Source organism: Arenicella sp. 4NH20-0111 (assembly GCF_040366405.1).
Taxonomy (GTDB): Bacteria; Pseudomonadota; Gammaproteobacteria; order Arenicellales; family Arenicellaceae; genus Arenicella.
Map to the genome: position 1 here is coordinate 482,265 of NZ_BAABWF010000002.1, position 17,869 is coordinate 500,133.

General features: G+C 45.1%; 17 protein-coding genes. 13 read left to right on the top strand and 4 right to left on the bottom strand.

Translation table 11 applies throughout. The annotated features are described in order from the left end of the window. The first annotated feature begins 197 nt into the window (after positions 1-197). The 4 genes from ABWW54_RS06195 to ABWW54_RS06210 all read left to right on the top strand — a co-directional run bounded on the left by ABWW54_RS06195 (position 198) and on the right by ABWW54_RS06210 (position 4,072). On the top strand, positions 198-917 hold the full coding sequence (locus tag ABWW54_RS06195; protein ID WP_353411238.1) for a sulfotransferase-like domain-containing protein: 720 nt from the start codon (positions 198-200) through the stop codon (positions 915-917). A 201-nt stretch (positions 918-1,118) separates the two neighbouring features. Next, positions 1,119-1,829, top strand: a complete 711-nt coding sequence (locus tag ABWW54_RS06200; RefSeq protein WP_353411240.1) for an FHA domain-containing protein — start codon at positions 1,119-1,121, stop codon at positions 1,827-1,829. Positions 1,830-1,834: 5 nt separating this feature from the next. Beyond that, the gene (locus tag ABWW54_RS06205) at positions 1,835-2,611 is read left to right on the top strand and encodes a PP2C family protein-serine/threonine phosphatase (protein WP_353411242.1); all 777 of its coding nucleotides are present in this window, start codon (positions 1,835-1,837) and stop codon (positions 2,609-2,611) included. Between the two features lie 102 nt (positions 2,612-2,713). Beyond that, a complete protein-coding gene (locus ABWW54_RS06210; protein ID WP_353411244.1) occupies positions 2,714-4,072 on the top strand; it encodes a hypothetical protein in 1,359 nt (452 codons plus the stop codon). Positions 4,073-4,169: 97 nt separating this feature from the next. Here the strand turns inward: ABWW54_RS06210 and ABWW54_RS06215 are convergent, their stop codons facing one another. From ABWW54_RS06215 to ABWW54_RS06230, 4 genes are all read right to left on the bottom strand, one after another. Next, positions 4,170-6,299, bottom strand: coding sequence for a protein kinase domain-containing protein (locus ABWW54_RS06215; RefSeq protein WP_353411246.1), 2,130 nt, complete (start codon positions 6,297-6,299; stop codon positions 4,170-4,172). 10 nt (positions 6,300-6,309) lie between these two features. Next, positions 6,310-7,377 carry a plastocyanin/azurin family copper-binding protein gene (locus ABWW54_RS06220; protein ID WP_353411248.1) on the bottom strand — a complete coding sequence of 356 codons (1,068 nt, stop codon included), beginning with the start codon at positions 7,375-7,377 and terminating at the stop codon, positions 6,310-6,312. A 310-nt stretch (positions 7,378-7,687) separates the two neighbouring features. Beyond that, positions 7,688-8,440: a hypothetical protein gene (locus tag ABWW54_RS06225; RefSeq protein WP_353411250.1), complete on the bottom strand. Its 753-nt coding sequence runs from the start codon at positions 8,438-8,440 to the stop codon at positions 7,688-7,690. A gap of 350 nt (positions 8,441-8,790) precedes the next feature. Beyond that, positions 8,791-9,609: a hypothetical protein gene (locus tag ABWW54_RS06230; protein ID WP_353411252.1), complete on the bottom strand. Its 819-nt coding sequence runs from the start codon at positions 9,607-9,609 to the stop codon at positions 8,791-8,793. A gap of 617 nt (positions 9,610-10,226) precedes the next feature. Between ABWW54_RS06230 and phnF the strand changes: the two genes are divergently transcribed. The 9 genes from phnF to ABWW54_RS06275 all read left to right on the top strand — a co-directional run bounded on the left by phnF (position 10,227) and on the right by ABWW54_RS06275 (position 17,857). Then, the gene (gene phnF, locus ABWW54_RS06235; protein WP_353411254.1) at positions 10,227-10,955 is read left to right on the top strand and encodes a phosphonate metabolism transcriptional regulator PhnF; all 729 of its coding nucleotides are present in this window, start codon (positions 10,227-10,229) and stop codon (positions 10,953-10,955) included. A gap of 29 nt (positions 10,956-10,984) precedes the next feature. Continuing rightward, the gene (locus ABWW54_RS06240; RefSeq protein ID WP_353411256.1) at positions 10,985-11,926 is read left to right on the top strand and encodes a phosphate/phosphite/phosphonate ABC transporter substrate-binding protein; all 942 of its coding nucleotides are present in this window, start codon (positions 10,985-10,987) and stop codon (positions 11,924-11,926) included. Positions 11,927-12,010: 84 nt separating this feature from the next. Next, positions 12,011-12,805 carry a phosphonate ABC transporter ATP-binding protein gene (gene phnC, locus ABWW54_RS06245; RefSeq protein WP_353411258.1) on the top strand — a complete coding sequence of 265 codons (795 nt, stop codon included), beginning with the start codon at positions 12,011-12,013 and terminating at the stop codon, positions 12,803-12,805. Continuing rightward, positions 12,802-13,827: a phosphonate ABC transporter, permease protein PhnE gene (phnE, locus tag ABWW54_RS06250; protein WP_353411260.1), complete on the top strand. Its 1,026-nt coding sequence runs from the start codon at positions 12,802-12,804 to the stop codon at positions 13,825-13,827. Before phnC ends, phnE begins: the two co-directional genes overlap by 4 nt. Before the next feature lie 43 nt (positions 13,828-13,870). Further along, the gene (gene phnG, locus ABWW54_RS06255) at positions 13,871-14,377 is read left to right on the top strand and encodes a phosphonate C-P lyase system protein PhnG (protein WP_353411262.1); all 507 of its coding nucleotides are present in this window, start codon (positions 13,871-13,873) and stop codon (positions 14,375-14,377) included. After that, positions 14,364-14,987 (top strand): phosphonate C-P lyase system protein PhnH, encoded by a 624-nt coding sequence (gene phnH, locus ABWW54_RS06260; RefSeq protein ID WP_353411264.1) that lies wholly within the window; start codon positions 14,364-14,366, stop codon positions 14,985-14,987. Before phnG ends, phnH begins: the two co-directional genes overlap by 14 nt. Then, on the top strand, positions 14,984-16,108 hold the full coding sequence (locus ABWW54_RS06265; RefSeq protein ID WP_353411266.1) for a carbon-phosphorus lyase complex subunit PhnI: 1,125 nt from the start codon (positions 14,984-14,986) through the stop codon (positions 16,106-16,108). The genes phnH and ABWW54_RS06265 overlap by 4 nt, the downstream gene beginning before the upstream one ends. Beyond that, positions 16,105-17,034, top strand: a complete 930-nt coding sequence (locus tag ABWW54_RS06270) for an alpha-D-ribose 1-methylphosphonate 5-phosphate C-P-lyase PhnJ (protein ID WP_353411268.1) — start codon at positions 16,105-16,107, stop codon at positions 17,032-17,034. Before ABWW54_RS06265 ends, ABWW54_RS06270 begins: the two co-directional genes overlap by 4 nt. After that, on the top strand, positions 17,027-17,857 hold the full coding sequence (locus ABWW54_RS06275) for an ATP-binding cassette domain-containing protein (RefSeq protein WP_353411270.1): 831 nt from the start codon (positions 17,027-17,029) through the stop codon (positions 17,855-17,857). The genes ABWW54_RS06270 and ABWW54_RS06275 overlap by 8 nt, the downstream gene beginning before the upstream one ends. The last annotated feature ends 12 nt before the right edge of the window (positions 17,858-17,869 follow it).

A 17,869-nucleotide genomic window follows, 5' to 3' on the forward strand; every position in this document is an offset into this window, starting at 1 on the left:
TTCGGTCATATAAATGTGTCTGATCAATACTCATACAAGGGTATTTTGGAGCAGAGCAAAGCAGAATAGACAAAGACCCTGGATCTCTTTGAATCTCGGTGAATTTAAAAGCATCAAAAGCTTCTCAAGATCTGTGTATCCAGACTCCGAATTACAAGTATTATTATAGATAATTATTCAATTCATCGATTAGCCCAATGTTGACATTTTTGTGGTGCGTGCCTAGATCCGTCTCGACAGCTTTTGAAAAAATGATGCTGCACGCGGGCGGGTTCGACGTGATTAGCGAGCCATTTTTAAACCTATACAAACAAAGCCTAATTTCACAAGAAAAGCACATTCAAGTAGGTCAAAGAGTACGAAAGTACTGTGAAAAGCTTATTCAGCGTAGATTGAGTCGCCATGTGTTCGTAAAAGAAATGGCATATCATGCTAATGACTTCATCACCGACGAGTTCATAGATCAAACTCGACATGTATTTCTAATTCGCGACCCTAAGTACTCGATTCCGTCTCTCTATAAAATGAGAGCCGAGTACACTGAAGACCAGACTGGCTTCCACGGGCAGCTTGCTCTATTAAACCGCATAAAGAAGAATACCGGCGAAACTCCATTCATCATCGATGCAGAGACTCTTTTGAGACAGCAATCAAGTGTAATTAGCACTTACTTTGACTATCTTGGACTGGAAATGCCAAACGAAGTGCTTACTTGGCCAAGAGGAAGTAGTAGCGCATGGCAAGGCAGGGAAAGTTGGCATGTTGATGCAATTGAGAGCGAAGGCTTCGAACAAAAGTCTAAAGAGATAGATTTGGATAAACAGTGTACGAAAGTGAAGAATTCAATATCATTAGCGAGCTCAATATATTTCGAGATGCATCGTCAATCTCTAGTACAGTCTAAATTGATGAAGTAAATCGATTTGCGTCATGTATATAAGAGGGTGTTATGTAGGGTAAAAGGCTAGGACAGACGTCCTTGTTATCTTTTTTGATCACTCCGATACGTTTTTCCCATCTCAGAGAGAAATTTAAAAAAAGAATAGTGAACCAATCCTGCTTTAAAGTAGACTAACTAGACGACTAACTAGTACAGAAAGCATGCGGGGCTAATTTCTATGGGTTACATCAGAGTGTACCTTGGCAGTGAATTGAAAAAACAATTTGAGCTGGGTGAGGACCGAGTCACGATTGGCAGAACAGAGGACAATGTTCTTGTACTTGCTGAAGAAGGAATTTCCAGGCAACACGCTGCAATCGAATACCAAAATGGAGAGTATTTCATTGTCGATCTGGGGAGCCAAAACGGCGTTTTCCTGAACAATGAAAAGGTGGATAAGGCGGCGCTAAAGTATTGGGATGAAATTCAGATTCATAACTTTGTAATCAAGTTTATGGCAAAGCCGGGCCTTGGGGTGACAAACGAACAAGAGGACAAAGCCGCATCAGATCTTGACGAAGATAAAACCAAGTTTTTTAATATCACGGACGAAAAACAGTTAGATGATCTGCGAAAAAAAACCAAGGAGTGTTTTCTGACTTACCATGACCAGTCGGACACCGCGCGAAAGTCGTTGATTAAAAAACCTCGAGTCATAATTGGCAAATCCAAAGACGCTGACATTAAGATCACTGGCTGGTTTGCTCCTGCAATAGCCGCCACGATTGAACAACAAAGCGGCACCTACGAATTGATGCCTGGCAAGAGAGGCAATGTCTTTTATCAGAATCAGCAAATCTCGGACCCTACGGTACTTACTGATGGGTCCGAATTCATTGTTCGTGGTATGAAATTCAAGTTCTTTAATAGACTCATCAAAACGAGTTAATCGTTGTGCCTTGGACCACCGCAGCCGATTCCGAGATCGGCGGCCGCGACGAACAACAAGATCGGTATTTGATTGTAAGCAGTGATGATGGCAACAGTCATTTATTGGCCGTTGCAGATGGCGCTGGCGGTCATAAAATGGGGGCGCTTGCAGCAACAACCGCCATCAATTGTATTTGTGAAAATTTGGCTTTATTGTGGCCCAACAAGGATCCCGCGAGCTTTCTAGACAAGCTGATCATCGAGTGTAACGAGCGCGTGTTAGCGGTTGGCGGTGATGACATGGCATGCACCACACTGGTGATGGTTTTTATAAAAGAGGATGAATTGTTTTGGGGGCATATTGGCGATAGTCGTTTTTATTTAATCAGAGATCGCCAGGTGGTCTTTCAAACAACCGACCATTCAGTCGGAGAGCTTCGAAAGCAGCAAGCGCATCAGGGGGCCGAAATCGCTTCCAATGCTTCACCGAATGAACTCTATATGTGTCTGGGCGCATTACCTGATGTTGCTCCGGAAGTATCGAGTAGCGTGGCCAGAGAGGGCGACACACTGCTATTGTGCAGTGACGGTCTTTGGGGACAAATAGATATGGATCAAGTTGTCGCCGAGCTGAATGAGACTACATTCGCCAAGGAAACGTTGAAAAAGTGGACCGAAAAAGCAAGAGATTCGAAAGCAGATAGAAGTGACAATGTCACTGCAGTTACGGCGAGTTACGTGGCCAAGCAAAGCTTTCTTTCACGTTGTTTCAAGGCATGTGTTAACCTATTTAAAAAATGATGAAAAATTGAACTTATCAGTTTTAGCTTGCTTCTAATCCATGCGACTAACTGATTTTTCAATACAGAGACTCGAAGCACTTATCTTCTGGGGCCAGCATTGATGCCAATATACACAAACACAATCGTCAGGGCGATTCAGCCTTACACACAACTCGCATTAAAAACCTCATTGTTGCTGCTTGCGGGCCCCCTTACTATGCCAGCCTTGGGTCAGGTGCTGGATATGCGCTTCGAAGTAAAAGCCAACTATCGAGACAGCGAACAAGTTAGATTTCGAGCCCAATCTCCAATTTCATTTCTGTCTTCTATTGGGGGAGATTCAAGCTCTTTCATCGAAACCGTTGAAGAAGGTGAACATGCCGAAGTGTCCCTCATCAGCGTGGCGGGTAAATGGCAATTTTCTGAGTCATTGCAGCTAAATTTCAAAGTTGATGCGATTGATTTATACGATCGCAACCCAACCTCCACCGATAACAAAATTGACATAGACGCCTTTTTCTTGCGCTATGGTGACCGCTTCAGCGCCACCAAAATTCCTTCTAAAAATAGTGTTTATGCGCAGCTTGGAAAGTTTAAGAAATTTGAACAACAACGGGAACGTCGAACAGAGAGTTACGGCGTGGTCTCAACCGTATTTAATCGCTTTGAAGACAGCGGGGTGGAAACGGGTTTTGATTTATCTTCTGGGTTTTATGGCAGGCTGAGCTATACAACGGGTAACCCTGTTTTCACACGTGATGTGAATGCCTTGGCTGGCAACAATGGTAGTCAAGACTTTCAAGCATTGACAGGTCCAAATACATATTCAACGTTAAACAGCGGCATTGCGACGTTATACGATGCCGAAATTGAGGATTTCGATCTGTCCAGTGACCCAGAGCTTGGCGTGGGCCTCGGTTATCGCTGGAACTCGATCAATCAGAACCAAAAAATTGACGTGCTCGCTTTCCACTATCAACGAGATCTTTCTAAGACACGAGAATTGAAGGGAACCTTTTTGGGCGGTGACCTTGATCTGTTTGATTTAAGCGAAGTGCCCGGCGCTGAAGGCGTTAGGCTACCCTTTTCGGGTAATGAAAAAACTGAAAGCGGCCTTAACGTTTGGTATAACTCGGGCGATTTTTCACTTTTTTCTCAGTATGTTAAACAGGACCTCGCAGGTCTAGACCGTGACGGCTTTGAAATTGAACTCAGTTATGTGCTCGATTTGCCGATTACCATTACCCCCGTAGTGCGTTATTCACGACTAAATAATGATTTTTCAAGCCCCCAAAGATTTCCAACGCCGAGTTTTCAATGGGATTGGCGTAAAGTTGACTACGCCGTTAATATTGACCTATCTGATAATTTTCGTGTGATAGTTGAATACGCAGATAATGAAGTACTGACAGCCGGTGGCTGGAAAGACCAAAGGGAGTTTTTAGTCACTCTACGTTGGCAACAAAGCTACAAACGGTAGACGCTTTACCTCTGTTTGATTTACTTGTTTTCAAAAACGCACCGGCTTATCGAGCCTGACGCTAACGTTAAAGTTCGATAAACCAGCGCTCTCCGGGTTATACCTTGCCCAATTGCTCTAGCATTTCCCTCACGCTTTGATATCGATCGGCAGGGTCTTTTTTTGTGGCTCTTCGAATGATCTGCTCCAACGGCCCGGTAACAACACCATCCACGCCAACTATTTTGGGCAGATCTTCGTGCACGTGCATCTCAGCTAGCTTCATATAATCTTTGTGGCTGAATGGCGGTGAGCCAGTCAATAGAGTGTACAAAATTATACCGATAGAATAGATGTCAGTACGGTGATCAATCTCTTCGTTAAGAAACTGTTCCGGCGCCATATAACGAGGAGTGCCCATTAATTGCGTGCTGTTTTTTGAAACACGTTGACTGTCTTGATTGGCGACACTACGCGCAAGTCCAAAATCCATTATTTTTAAAATACCTTGCTGGTTGATCATCATATTTCCAGGTTTGAGATCCAAATGAATCACACCTTCTTCATGCGCTGCGTTCATCGCTGAACAAATCTGTCTACCCATTAATAACGCGATATAGCGGTCTTGGACGCCTCTCTTTTTGAGCAGAATATCTAGGTCGTATCCGGCCACGTATTCCATGCTGATATAGGTGTAGATGTCCCAGTTACCCATGTCATAGGTTCTGAGTATATTTCGATGCGTGATGCGTCGCGCCAGACGAATCTCTTCTTTGATACTGACCGAATCGTTATTGTTAAAAAGATCACGGGGTAGCAATTTCAGTGCTGCTTTCTCATCTAGATCTCGATCCTGGACTAAAAACACCAGCCCCATAGCCCCTTGTCCAATAAGCTCGAGCACTTCATAACGGTCACCGATTAACGTGCCTGCAGCAATCGGTGACTCGGTAGCGGTCTGAACACGGCTGCTGTCTGTGTTTTTTGTTACCAGAGTTGCATCAGCATGTTGTGCGTGGCCTTGATCAGAATTATTAATCAAGCTGGGGTCTGCACTTAGAGCTCCATTTGAGAGGGCGCTATCAAGGCTCAATTCGTTAGACATTTGTGCCAAATAATTTTCCAGTTCAGCCTTTTCTTTTAAGGTATTGCCCATCTCCACGACGGCTCGATACAGCATTCCGATCTCGTCGCGAGTTGTTGGCGCTGTGCTTTTTTCAGGAAATTTTCCATCTTGAATATCACCAGTGACTGCGACTAATTCGACAATCGGACGGCTGATTCGAAACGACACAAATCCGGCGAGAATAAAGGCGACGATAAGGCAAAGCCCGCCAATGACCAACACTGTGTTCTGAATGCGCGTAAAAGGCGCCAATAGATCGGCACTTGAACGTAAGACCATCACAAAGCCTAATGGATCGCTGCCTTCATTACCAACACGCCTGGCAACGGCAAAATACTCCTGATTATTGAGTGTCGTCTGGAAGTTTTGCACCGTCGATTTAGCATCAAACATCGGCTGCCAGCTTGCCTCAGACTGTTGAAAATAATCGTTTAACGAGCCCTTAAGCTGATCATCGGTGACGTAGATGCTGTTGACGCCATTTACCTTTCGGCTCTCATCACGACTAAAACTGAAAAAACCAATGTCACTAAAGGTCAGAGATACAATTTCATTGGCCATATCGCCACTGAATTCATAGGCGAGCGCTACTGTGCCTCGGACAACATCGGTGGCCACGTTGTCGAAAATGGGCTCGGTAACGATTTGCATAAGTCTGCCTTGGCTTAAAAAATACCCCCGCCCAGACTTACCTGCGAGCGCATCATCGAAAAAGGGCGTTTTGCCAGCCATGTTTTGGCCAATGGCCTGAGGCCGGTCTGAGCGGGCTAAAACATTCCCCGCTCCGTCTGTAAAAAAGAGAATGTCAAAGTCGAGTTGGTTTTGAAACTCCTGACTTTGATCTTGCAGTGTTAATACTTCACTTTCATACACTAGCGGCAATATTCGGCTGTCTTTTGCAACACTTCTGGCAACCTCACTGATCGAATTGAATCGACTTTCGATTTTGGTATCCAAAACCGTGCTCGATTGTTGTAACGATTGGCCTATGGTTTCAGCCGACACTTGTCGCGCTTGAACACCAATCTGCCAAAAGGTAGTGAGAATCAGCGCACCAAACGCAACCAGAATAAGAAAGAACAGCTTTTCGCGAATACCGAAGCGAATTTTGGATTTCGACATTAGGGTCTCCCTAGTAAAACTCGTCCTCAAACAAGGTCGCATTCTTCGAATAGTTACCGCCAAACTTATTTTTGTGCGTCTCGATTTTGAACGCATTTGTGTCGATTTGATCGACTAACTTAAGGGTTTCATTGGCTCGCATTTCAACCGTTCGCTTGGTTTCGCCGCGAATATTCCAAATGCTCATGTCGTAGGTACCTGGTGGTATTTGGCTGATCTGATAGCGACCTTGATCATCGGTTTCAGCACTCAGCCCTTGATTACCAACCGCCACAAATGTCGCCATGTCCGCGTGGATATTGCAGTAGATTTTCACAACTCCCGATTCCTTTAAGGTAACAGCCCGCTTTAAACCAGCACCATAGGTGCCCAGATCAAAGGCGTTGTTGCCAGACGATGAAAAAACGTTGTGCCGGATATTATCCTTATTCACGAACACTATTTGATCGCCCGCGTTGATTGTCGAGTACCGTGGTTTATATTCCTTATCTTCCATGTCGATGACATGCGTCTTAGATGAGCCACTCTGGCTGTCACCGTTGGAGCTTGTCGGCGTCAGTGTGATCAGCGTCCCCCCTGCGGCAAGCGCTTTCCCACCCTCAGCAATCAGAACAACTTGACCAGATACCGCACCGCCGTAGATCTTTGTTTCCATCGGCTCTGTCTCTTTCGGCATCGCGGTTGGAGCTTGCTGTTGAGATTTGCGTTCGAGAAGCTTTTGAGGTTCTCCGTTTTCGATCGGCGCATTAATATCATCGCCATCTAACATAGGCGTGGGAGCTACTTCTGGAACGGCAACTTGAGTTACGGATTCTGGCTTTGCTTTCGAGCGTGATGCTTGCACAGAGTCATCATTCTTCAACGCCTCTGGAGAGTCACTTATTGGCTCAACGAGCAATTCATCGTCTGGGACGGGGGTGGTTGTTTCATCGCTTACGGGATATTGTTCATCAGCAGTTACTAACGGCCCGACCTTTGCTGAACTGTTGGGGAACAGAATTTGGTCAAGCCCTGGGATGTGTGTTGTAGTGCAGGAGGTTAGCAACATCAAAAGAGGCAGTGCTCTACATAAACGCATAGAAATTTTTGGCTGCGTATGCGTGTAATTTCTACTTTTTTCAAACAACATTTTTATTGTTACTCCACGGTCGATAACGAAATTCAAACTCAGCGGTTAGCAAATTGAGAAACGTAAACTGAGAATATCCACAGCCCAATACGCACAGTGTAAACTGAATTGGACGTACAGCTAAAGTACTAAAATACCCTTATCCATAAGTTTTTGATTTTACCCAGTAGTGTGATTTCCAGTTCCAACAAAAGCACTAATTCATTCCGCAACATAGAGAACACCTTGGATTGCTTACTGAATAACGACAACTTCTGTTTCAGGGTGAGTTTTTATAAGTGAGCGTTAATTCTCTAACCCTTTCAGGGTTCCCAAAAGAACCAATTAATGGATCTTTGTTCAATCTCTCAAGAGCCTCCATACTCACTTTTAGCGTTGCGTCACAATCAGGTATAACAGGCCGTTTTCTAAACTCTAGATCTGAATAAGTTTGTTCTCGTAGCTTAGCTATGGCCAGTGAAATCGAATCATTTACTTTGGCTCTAAATTCACGGTAGCTGAGTTGGTTATTTCTTAGTCCAACAGCCACATAATCAGCATTTATGCAGATTCTTACCATCTTCGTGGGGTCTGAATCTAATGCCTCCTTTAAAAAATCGAAGTAGCCCTCTTTCTTGAATTCTGCAGTTACTTTGTCCTTAATATCCCTTTTATTCCGTTCGGCACTCAGTTCAGCAGCGCTTTTAGGGGCGTACTTTGCATTGTGAACGTACTCCTCATTTTTTCGATCCATTAAGGCCCTATATTTAGACAATGATTGCGGATTAGAAAAGTCCAATTGCGCCTCAATAAGATACGGGTCTGACGTATTCAAATTTGGAAGATTGAGGTGTAGCATAACAGTATAAAAGTCGTCAAAATTTTTATATTCCGTCAACTCACTTTCTAGGTAGCTTTTCATTAACAAGTAACCATCATCTGGCTGAACATTCGTTGTTCCATCTTCGCCACCGGCATGAACTACGCAAGAAAAGAGAATGACTAGGGTGATAATAAGGTGCTTAATATTCACAGTGATTTCCATATATAAAAAGAACGGCTCGATGATACCGTTTTAGTAGGTCTTCGTCGTAACTTCAAACGTCATGGAAGGGCGCTTTCCTAAGCATGAAATCAGGTCTGCAAAAATTCCAGTTGTCACCGTTTATTGAAGTAGAAGCCTGAAAATTAAAGATTCAATGAATCTGTTTCTACACCTTTTTTCTCAGGGTAAACTAGAATTCCTCGATTAACGTGGTTTTTCTTTTACAGCATAACGCGCTCATTTAAAGAGCCACCTACTTAGTATAAAATCACCTTCAAACACAGAGTGTTCTTAGTAGGCATGGAAAGAGAACTACACGAAAAAAATGGTTTGTATCTTCAATAATCATCAACCCAACCAACAATAAATGCGTTCTCAAAACCAATGTTAATGAAGCCTTTTTTAACAACTTGCCCAGTAAAACGTAGACTAGTATTGTCTACCACTAAATCTCCAAGAGCTTGAATGCCATCCGACTGCATTTTCACGGGCACCACACCTAGCGAAGAGCCTACACTAAACTGGTTGAACGTGTCTCCAAGAGTGAACAAAACCGTGGCACCGCCAAATCCTGGCGCGGGATAGCCTTCCAGAAAGGCGTTGGTATTTATGTTAAAGGTTAGCGATGAGGGAGGACTCCAATTTTCGACTCTGCCTTCAAAAGAACAGAGTGCCTTGTCACTGGAGTTCGAATTGTTGCAACACCCAATCGGTTTCACAAAACTCACGTGCATTTTTTCAGCCAACTGAGAAATTTCGGCATTGAACATGACTAGCCCACTTGGTTTTGTGGTCAAATTGCCATTGGCGGAAACACCTTTACCCTCCAGCGACACAGTAGAGAGAGCGCCTTGTTGCAAGCTTACCTGCGTTTTTTGTACAACGTTGGTCGCTCCAACAGGTCCATTGTACAAAGCCATTTCAAAAGTTGCTTCTCCATTAACCATTGATAGCTGTGCAATCGTAAGTGCCACTTGTATCGTGGGTCCGTTGGTGGCGTAAATGGTTGAAATTGTATTGAGTAGCGGCATTTGAATGTATTTTTTGGTTTCTTGAAAATAAAGAAAACCTGATTTTGGTGGGTTGATAATGTGCTTTGGGACCGAAAAACTAGGTATCCAAAGAATCATCAGTATAGCGATGGTTAAATTTCTCATCAATTGAGCCGTTGAGTTTGCGAATTGCCAGACCTCTACACATAAGAGCAGGCTATGTAATAGCGACGGTGGTCTTTGCTAATCATTAAATCCGGTTGATCGTCATGGACGAGGCATTATTAACGTGCGCGTCCTAGCGCTAGCAAGCTATATCGACCGGCGCGGAGGTCTGTATGGTCAATCTCTAGTACAGTCTAAGTTGATGAAGTAAATCGATTTGCGTCAATGTATATAAGAGGGCGTTATGTAAAATTCGATTGGCTGTACGTACAACCAAAGTACTAAGTTTTCATCCTAGATAAGGTCAACAATCCAGTTTTGATTTTTTGCAACTAAAGTACTAATTATTTTGTCCGCAATTGAGATTAAGACCATTTGGCATTCGCGTTATTTGTAACGTCGACACTCTATACAGTATTAGCTCAAACAGTAACTATCTAATGCTGCCTTTTGTTAGCTCGCCACAGGATGTTCGAGCCCCCGAAATAACCTAGTTCACTACTACTGACTGTCATCGAACTGTCGTAATAATGTAACCAAGCCGTCACTGAGTTGTATCTAGCTTGTCATTAAGGAGGACTATATTTATTTCATTCTTAATTGGTAGAGACGTCTAGATGACTTTCCACGCAGTAAATCGAAATAGCGCTGAGGCCTTATTCCAGCAAATCGCTAATGTTCTAAAAGACGAGATTGATGCAATCTATCAGCCTGGGGACTATTTGCCCTCAGAGCAACAGCTTGCAGAGCGCTTCTCAGTCAATCGACATACGTTGCGACGCGCCATTGATGAATTAGTTCACGAAGGCTATGTAGAGAGGCGACACGGAAAGGGAACACTGATCATGGAGCGCGCATTGGATTACTCGATGCACAGCAATTCACGTTTTACCGAGTCGTTGGAAGCTAAGGGCAAACGCGCTGACAACCAAGTGGTGCGTAAATTAGTCATGCCTGCACGGGGAGGGGTCAGAAAGAAATTGACGCTCAATGAAGGCGACCCAATTATTTTTCTAGAAACTCTGCGAAAAGTTGACGATGCGCCGTTTTGCATTATTTCTCACTTCCTGCCGTTGAAAAATTTTGAGTGTGTTGAAGCGCGTTACGACCGCGGTTCATTGCATAAGTTTATTAAAGATAACTTGGAACTCGATCTACGTAGAACTGAAAGTCTCATAACTTCTATCCAACCGCGCGGTGACGACGCTGTGTTACTCAACATGCCTCAGCAGATGCCTGTCTTACGGGTTAAAAGTCTCAATATAGATACGAATTCTGGCACGCCAGTTGAATACGCAGTGACCCGATTTCGCTCAGACCGGATACAACTTTCTGTAAATTTTTAAACAACTAACTTCCTTCGTTGGAGCCCCCTATGTATCTCAATAAAGTAATCAAACGTTCGCTTGTGGCTGTGTGTGCATCTCTCGGTTCGCTGGCCATAACAAACCCCGCACTAGCTGGTGATCTGCCAATTGGCTCAAAAGACGACCCTCTACGTGTCATGATGATTCCGGCTGATACGGGTGGCGCAGATGTTACCGAAGACTATAAGCCGGTGTTCGATGCGATAGCTGACGAGTTTGGTATCCATTTCGAATTAAAAGCAGGCAGTAGTTATGCGGCCGTCGTTAAAGGGCTGTGTGCAGAGCAAACCGATCTGGCTTGGTACGGTGCCGTAACGTTTGGCCAAGCGAACGATTTGTGTGGTGCGGAATTGCTTGCAGTCGATGTTAAAAAGGGAGAATCGGTTTACTTCTCAGGTATTTACGTGGCACGTGATAGCAAGCTAAACACACTTGCTGATCTCAAAGGCAAGAGCCTCGCCGTCGGTTCGGTTTCGTCAACGTCATCGTTCAATTTTCCAATGGCAATGATCATAAATGCCAACATTGACCCAGTTAAAGATCTTTCTAAAATTGTGATTGCGGGAAGCCATACTAACTCGATCGCCGCGTTGAAAGAAGGGCGTGTTGACGCCGCTGCAGCTTCCTTTAATTCATGGGAAAAAGCGGTTAATAACGGAATTATCGACCCATCAAAATTCAAGGTCCTAGCTAAGTCAGAGCCTATTCCCAATCCTCCGATGGCGATGAATAAAAATCTATCACCTGAGCTGAAAGCGAAGCTTCGCAAGGCATTTAACAATATCCATAAACATGTCTCCGCCGAAAAAATTCGTGGCTATGGTGGCAAAAAAGTAGATAGATATGACGCAGATTATCCGCAAGAAAAGATGTTGGCTGTGTTGAAGAAGCTGTCACAAGTGACTGATGACTTGAAACGCGAAATTGTCGATAAAGCGGGCGAACGATAGCTTATTAATCGTGTAATCAGGGTAGGGCGCGAATTATAACTTTGCGCCGTACCAATTAATCAATCATCCTAAACAGGCCAAATAATGCTACAGCTTAAATCGGTTACAAAGGTATACCCAGGCAATACCAAAGCGGTTAACGATATTACCGTATCCATACCTAACGGTGAGTTTTGTGTATTGCTAGGCCCCTCAGGAGCAGGGAAGTCCACCTTGATGGGCTTAATCAACGGTTTGGTTCTACCCACGTCTGGCTCTGTCGTATTGAACGATGAGCAAGTCGATGCGCGCAACCAAAAGAAGATTCAACAGCGGATTAGCATGATCCACCAACAGCTGCATTTGATTCCTCGGTTATCGATGCTGCATAACGTATTGTCAGGGAAACTATACGCCTTGCCGCTTTGGCGAGTTTTGGCAAAACACTTTCCTGAAAACGATCAGCGAAGAGCATGTCGGCTGCTGGCTGAAGTTGACCTAACTGAGAGCCAATTGCATCGTCGTGTTTCAGCGCTTTCCGGAGGGCAACAACAACGTGTAGCGATTGCTCGCGCTTTTATGGCACGACCTGAAATTGTATTAGCCGACGAGCCAGTAGCGAGCTTAGATCCGACGGTAAGTCGAAGTGTTCTGGCGAGTCTAAGGCATACATCAAAGCAAAATAACACAACCGTGGTTTGTAGCCTTCATCAAGTCGATTACGCACTGGAATTCGCCGATCGCATCATAGCCATGCGAGAGGGAAAAATCGTGTTTGATGGTCCCCCTCAACGTGTTTCCGAATCAGAACTCACTAATATCTATGGTTCAAGTGATGACCATAAGCCAGCGGCTATAAAAGCCGTCCCACAAATCGAGCGAGAGGTTGCCTTAGCATGAGTAACCCATCGTCTATCAGTTCCAGCAAGTCGCCTAATGAGGCTAGGCATCACTCTCAATGGGCACTGCATCGGGCTATCACTCCAAAGCTCGTTGGTATTCTATTACTCGTTTTTATTGCGCTTGCTTGGTCTGCAAAGAACACCGAACTCGACAGAGCCGCCATTGAAACCGGACAAGCTATCGTTGCACTTACGGGCGCAACGGATTCAAAAGTACTCGATAGCGCGGGTCGGTTTCTTGATGACGCTTTCCCATTTACCTTTGAATCCTCCATTGAAGTTTCTCGAATCGATAATTTTGACCGCGACTCTCTGCCACTTTTTAGCCGAATCGAAAGTAGAGAAACACGTGAATACGATGCCTTTACGGAAACGTATTTAACAGAAACTAAGGAGTATTTAGTAAACCCCATTGGCTATCTACTTAAAGTGTTGGCGAAAATGTGGGAAAGCATTGAAATGGGTTTCTGGGGCACGGTTCTATCGGTCGCCATATCCATACCATTAGGCGTGCTAGGCGCAAAAAATTACACCCCTAACAAATTGGTTTATACCGGTGCACGCACAATTTTAGGGTTTCACCGAGCTATGCCTGAGTTGATCATCGCGCTTTTCTTCGTGTTGATGTACGGCTTTGGCCCGATTGCCGGAATTTTTGCATTAGCAATGCATACCAGCGGAGTACTGGGCAAGTTTTTCTCAGACGAAATCGAGAACGCGCCTGAAGGGCCACAAGCCGCGCTCAAAGCGTCCGGCGCAGGGTCGCTTAAGGTGCTTCGCTTTGCCGTATTTCCTCAAGTCTTTCCCGCCTATGTGGCTTATGTCCAATACATTTTTGAACGTAATATTCGCACCGCCACCATCTTAGGCATGGTTGGGGCCGGTGGCATCGGCATGGAGCTAAAAGGGCGTTGGGATCTATTTGATTACTCGCATGTTTCCACAATCCTGTTGGTGATTTTTATCACGGTTATGACTCTCGAAGTCGTCAGTCAAAGAATTCGGGGTCGCTCATTATGAAGTTTTTTATACACCTAACTCAAACCTTGTATGGGATCTATCTATGAGCGGCCTTGATCATAACTCAACAAGCACTAACGGAGACATAGGCGGTCGAGTAAGTTGGACTTCGGCATTGATGGCTTTGCCCCGTGAACAACTTGTTTCAACTGTTGATGAGATAGCTAAAGAATTCAATGTGCGCCCAATCGCTCTTCCAGCATCTGGCCTCGGAATGTTGAAATTAAAAGATTCAGCTCTTGAGCAGTCTTTCTTTCTTGGTGAGTTCCCATTGGCTACGGCAAGTATAGAGTTAACACTCGCAGATGGTCGTCAAATTCAAGGCGCCGCACAAATCTTGGATGACGATTCAAGCTATGCGACATCTCTAGCCATCGCTGATGCCGTCCTTGCACACAAGGTAAGCGGCTTTGAAAGCTTGATCGAGTTGGTTCTATTAGGCAAGAAAAACGTCCTTCGCGAGCAAGCCATTCGTAATTCAATGCTAATGCGTACCAAAGTTGACTTTTCACTACTGAGCATGGCGGACGGAGACGATGATGAGTTATGAATCACTAAGTAACGCTGATCAAGAGAAGCAACACTACTATCTGGATTCTATTTGGTATGCCGATACCCAGAATGAAATTTTCCAGTCGTTAATGCAAGCCATGTCACGCCCGGGCTCTATTCATAATTTAGAGTCTAGATTAGGTAAGTCGAATGCGGTTACGGCAGTGCTTGCTACATTGTTTGACGCTCAGGTAACAGCTTGTAACCATGACTCACTGATAACCGATGAGGATTGGTCCTTGTCGCAGTGTCAGACGGTAAGTTCTGATGCAGCCAACTACATCATTTGTGATGGTTCTTTGCCGTGTTCTATAAATCCGAATCTAGGGAGTTTGGTCTCGCCAGAGCTTTCTGGGACAGTCATTGTCTCCGTCAATAACTTGAGCAATGAGATAACAGACACGTCAAAAGAGGAGCGCCTCTGGCGGCTAAGTGGTCCAGGAGTTGATGGTGAAATCGACGTGGTTGTGTCAGATCTTCATAGCAGCTGGTTACAGCAACGTGAAAATTGGAACAGTGAATTTCCTCTAGGCGCTGACCTGATTGTTGTTAGTGAAACATCAGTTTTAGCATTGCCCCGCACAACCAAAGTGGAGTGTTTGACATGAGTTACGTTGCGATCAAGGGCGGTGGCATTGCCATTGGCGGTGCGGAAGCGGTATTGGAGTTTTTGCGTTGCCGAGAAGGTGACGAAGGAGAGTCTGTTTCAGTAAACGCAATAGAACATCAACTGCGTTTTTTGCAAAGTCGGGTAATTTCAGAGGGAGGCGTGTACCACCCCAAACTTGCGTCGCTCGCAATTAAACAAAGTCTTGGCGATACCTTAGAAGCGGCATTCGCTTTACGTGCCTACCGTTCTACCAAACCGAGACTACTAGAAAGCCCAACGCATAGTGGCGGAGAGCTTCGTCTAATTCGTCGGATTTCGGCGTCTTTTAAAGACATTGTAGGTGGTCAGATGTTAGGCCCGTCTACCGATTACTCATTACGTATGATGCGGATGGAACTGCTGAATGAATCGCCGGAGCAGTTTAAGCAAGTCACCAAAGATTGGTTACAGTCAATGCCTGAATCAGACCTGCCAGACACCTTTCCGAAGGTGCTGGATGCACTTCGCGCAGAAGGTTTACTGCCAGATATTGCTAGTGAACGCGATGGCGTGCCCTTTGATATCACCCGAGAGCCGTTGGTTTTTCCGGTACCTCGTTCAGCGGCGTTATCGACCATGGCACGTGCTGAAACCGGATCGATGCTTGGCATCGCTTATTCCAATATGCGTGGATACGGTGATATTCACCCGACAGTAGCCGAATTAAGAGTAGGGTACTTACCCGTTATGTTGCCGCACCCCATCACTGGTGAGTTAACGGAAGTGGGCGAAATACTCATGACGGAATGCGAAATAGTTGCGATGTTTGAAGCCAGCGAAGAAGGGCAAAAACCAACGTTTAAACTGGGCTATGGCGCTTGTTTTGGTCATAACGAAGTCAAGGCCATTTCAATGGCGATCTTGGATCGATCCTTGCAGACAGGCATGGAGCATGGGCCTAGCAACCCTTCGGAAGACCCTGAATTCGTGTTGCTTCATATTGATGGTGTTGACTCCATGGGCTTCTGCTCGCACTACAAAATGCCGCACTACGTCACATTTCAGTCCGATATGGATCGACTTCGAAGTACACGTAACCCAACTAAAATAACCACTTCGAACGCAGAGGCGAGCAAATGAACACAGCAGAGGCTACTCAATTTGGTTTTCTAGATGAGTTCGCAAAAAAAGAAATTCGTCGTACTGTGCTCAAGGCTATTGCGATACCCGGCTACCAAGTACCGTATTCAAGTCGAGAAATGCCGATGGGTCGTGGCTTTGGAACAGGTGGTTTGCAATTGACTCTGTCGATAATAGGGCGGGGGCAAACTCTCAAGGTTATTGATCAAGGCTCTGACGATTCGGTGAACGCCGTAAACTTGAGAGGGTTTATTGAATCCGTCTGCCCCAGTGTTAACACCACAACCAAAACGGCTGATGCAGACATAATACAGTCGCGACACCGAATTCCAGAGTTAGCCCTAACAGAAAAGCAAGTGTTGGTTCTTCAGGTGCCTTACCCAGATCCGTTGGTGATTGTGGAGCCCTCTGAAGAAAAGCGAAAAGTCATGCACGGGGAAGCAGATTATTCGCGACTACTCGTGAAATTGTATGAAGACATCGTACATTTTGATGAAGTGACGATTTCGCATCGCTACCCCACATGTATAAACGGTCATTACGTAATTGACCCATCGCCAATCCCTCGCTATGACGTGCCCAAATTAGACCAATCAAAAGCACTGGTTTTACTTGGCGCGGGTAGAGAGAAGAAAATCTATGCCGTACCACCGTTTACCGACGCGGCGCCCTTGGTGTTTGACGACCAACCATTTCATATTGAAAATTTTGTCAACCAAGACGGACAACGTCGAGCCTGCCAACGATGTGGGTCGACCGAAAGCTTTCTTGATGAATATCTGGACGCTGAAACTCAAACGCTCGTCTTCCAGTGTTCTGACAGTGACTATTGCTCGCGCTTTCTAAGTTTGAGAAAAAATAGCGCATCACATTCAAACACTGAAATAGACAATAGCGCTGATGCCGAGGAGCTTGCCAATGACTAAGGTATTAGAAGTCAGGAACCTAAGCAAAGTTTATGGCCCAAGTTGTATGGAATGTTACGAGAGTACTGGCCCCGAATTTAGTACGAATATTTGCCCTGCCTGCGGGTCAATTGTTGCTGCTCACAATATATCGTTCGATCTATGTAAAGGCGAAATACTTGGCATCATGGGGGAGTCCGGTTCTGGTAAGTCAACGGCCGTAAAAACACTCTTCTTCGATCAAGAACCAACTCACGGATCAGCACGTTTTTACGACTCAAACCAGCAGTACGACCTGTTTAGTCTAAACCCAGCACAAAAACGAAATTTGCGTAATCACCGCTTTGGCATGGTGTATCAAAACCCCGGCTTGGGCTTGAATTTTAACGTGTCTGCCGGAGGCAATATCGCCGAGCGCCTGTTAATGAACGACCTTCGTCATTACCAACAGATACGTGATCGAGCATGCGAACTTCTTTCGCGTACCGAAGTTGCTATAGCGCGAGTAGACGAACAGCCAGGCAATTTTTCTGGAGGCATGCAGCAGCGCGTGCAAATAGCTAAAGCACTAGCCATCAACCCTCCGCTGTTGTTTTTAGATGAGGTCACAACCGGTCTTGATCTATCAGTTCAAGCAGCGATTCTTGATCTGATTTTAGAAATCCAACAAGAGTTTGAAACGGCCATGATTGTAGTAACTCACGACCTAGGAGTAATTCGCTTACTTGCAGGTAGAACCTTGGTGATGAAGAACGGCCGTGTTGTGGAAGCTGGTTTAACCGATCAAGTTATCGAAGATCCTCAGCACGCTTACACACAACAACTCGTTGCATCAGCGTTATAGGCGGAGATGGCA

Coding starts and splice junctions, on each gene's coding strand:
- ABWW54_RS06275 (WP_353411270.1), top strand. CDS start 17,027: ATGACTAAGGTATTAGAAGTCAGGAACCTAAGCAAAGTTTATGGCCCA.
- ABWW54_RS06210 (WP_353411244.1), top strand. CDS start 2,714: ATGCCAATATACACAAACACAATCGTCAGGGCGATTCAGCCTTACACA.
- ABWW54_RS06195 (WP_353411238.1), top strand. CDS start 198: ATGTTGACATTTTTGTGGTGCGTGCCTAGATCCGTCTCGACAGCTTTT.
- ABWW54_RS06270 (WP_353411268.1), top strand. CDS start 16,105: ATGAACACAGCAGAGGCTACTCAATTTGGTTTTCTAGATGAGTTCGCA.
- ABWW54_RS06215 (WP_353411246.1), bottom strand. CDS start 6,299: ATGTCGAAATCCAAAATTCGCTTCGGTATTCGCGAAAAGCTGTTCTTT.
- ABWW54_RS06230 (WP_353411252.1), bottom strand. CDS start 9,609: ATGAGAAATTTAACCATCGCTATACTGATGATTCTTTGGATACCTAGT.
- phnC (WP_353411258.1), top strand. CDS start 12,011: ATGCTACAGCTTAAATCGGTTACAAAGGTATACCCAGGCAATACCAAA.
- ABWW54_RS06200 (WP_353411240.1), top strand. CDS start 1,119: ATGGGTTACATCAGAGTGTACCTTGGCAGTGAATTGAAAAAACAATTT.
- ABWW54_RS06265 (WP_353411266.1), top strand. CDS start 14,984: ATGAGTTACGTTGCGATCAAGGGCGGTGGCATTGCCATTGGCGGTGCG.
- phnE (WP_353411260.1), top strand. CDS start 12,802: ATGAGTAACCCATCGTCTATCAGTTCCAGCAAGTCGCCTAATGAGGCT.
- phnH (WP_353411264.1), top strand. CDS start 14,364: ATGATGAGTTATGAATCACTAAGTAACGCTGATCAAGAGAAGCAACAC.
- phnF (WP_353411254.1), top strand. CDS start 10,227: ATGACTTTCCACGCAGTAAATCGAAATAGCGCTGAGGCCTTATTCCAG.
- ABWW54_RS06240 (WP_353411256.1), top strand. CDS start 10,985: ATGTATCTCAATAAAGTAATCAAACGTTCGCTTGTGGCTGTGTGTGCA.
- phnG (WP_353411262.1), top strand. CDS start 13,871: ATGAGCGGCCTTGATCATAACTCAACAAGCACTAACGGAGACATAGGC.
- ABWW54_RS06220 (WP_353411248.1), bottom strand. CDS start 7,377: ATGCGTTTATGTAGAGCACTGCCTCTTTTGATGTTGCTAACCTCCTGC.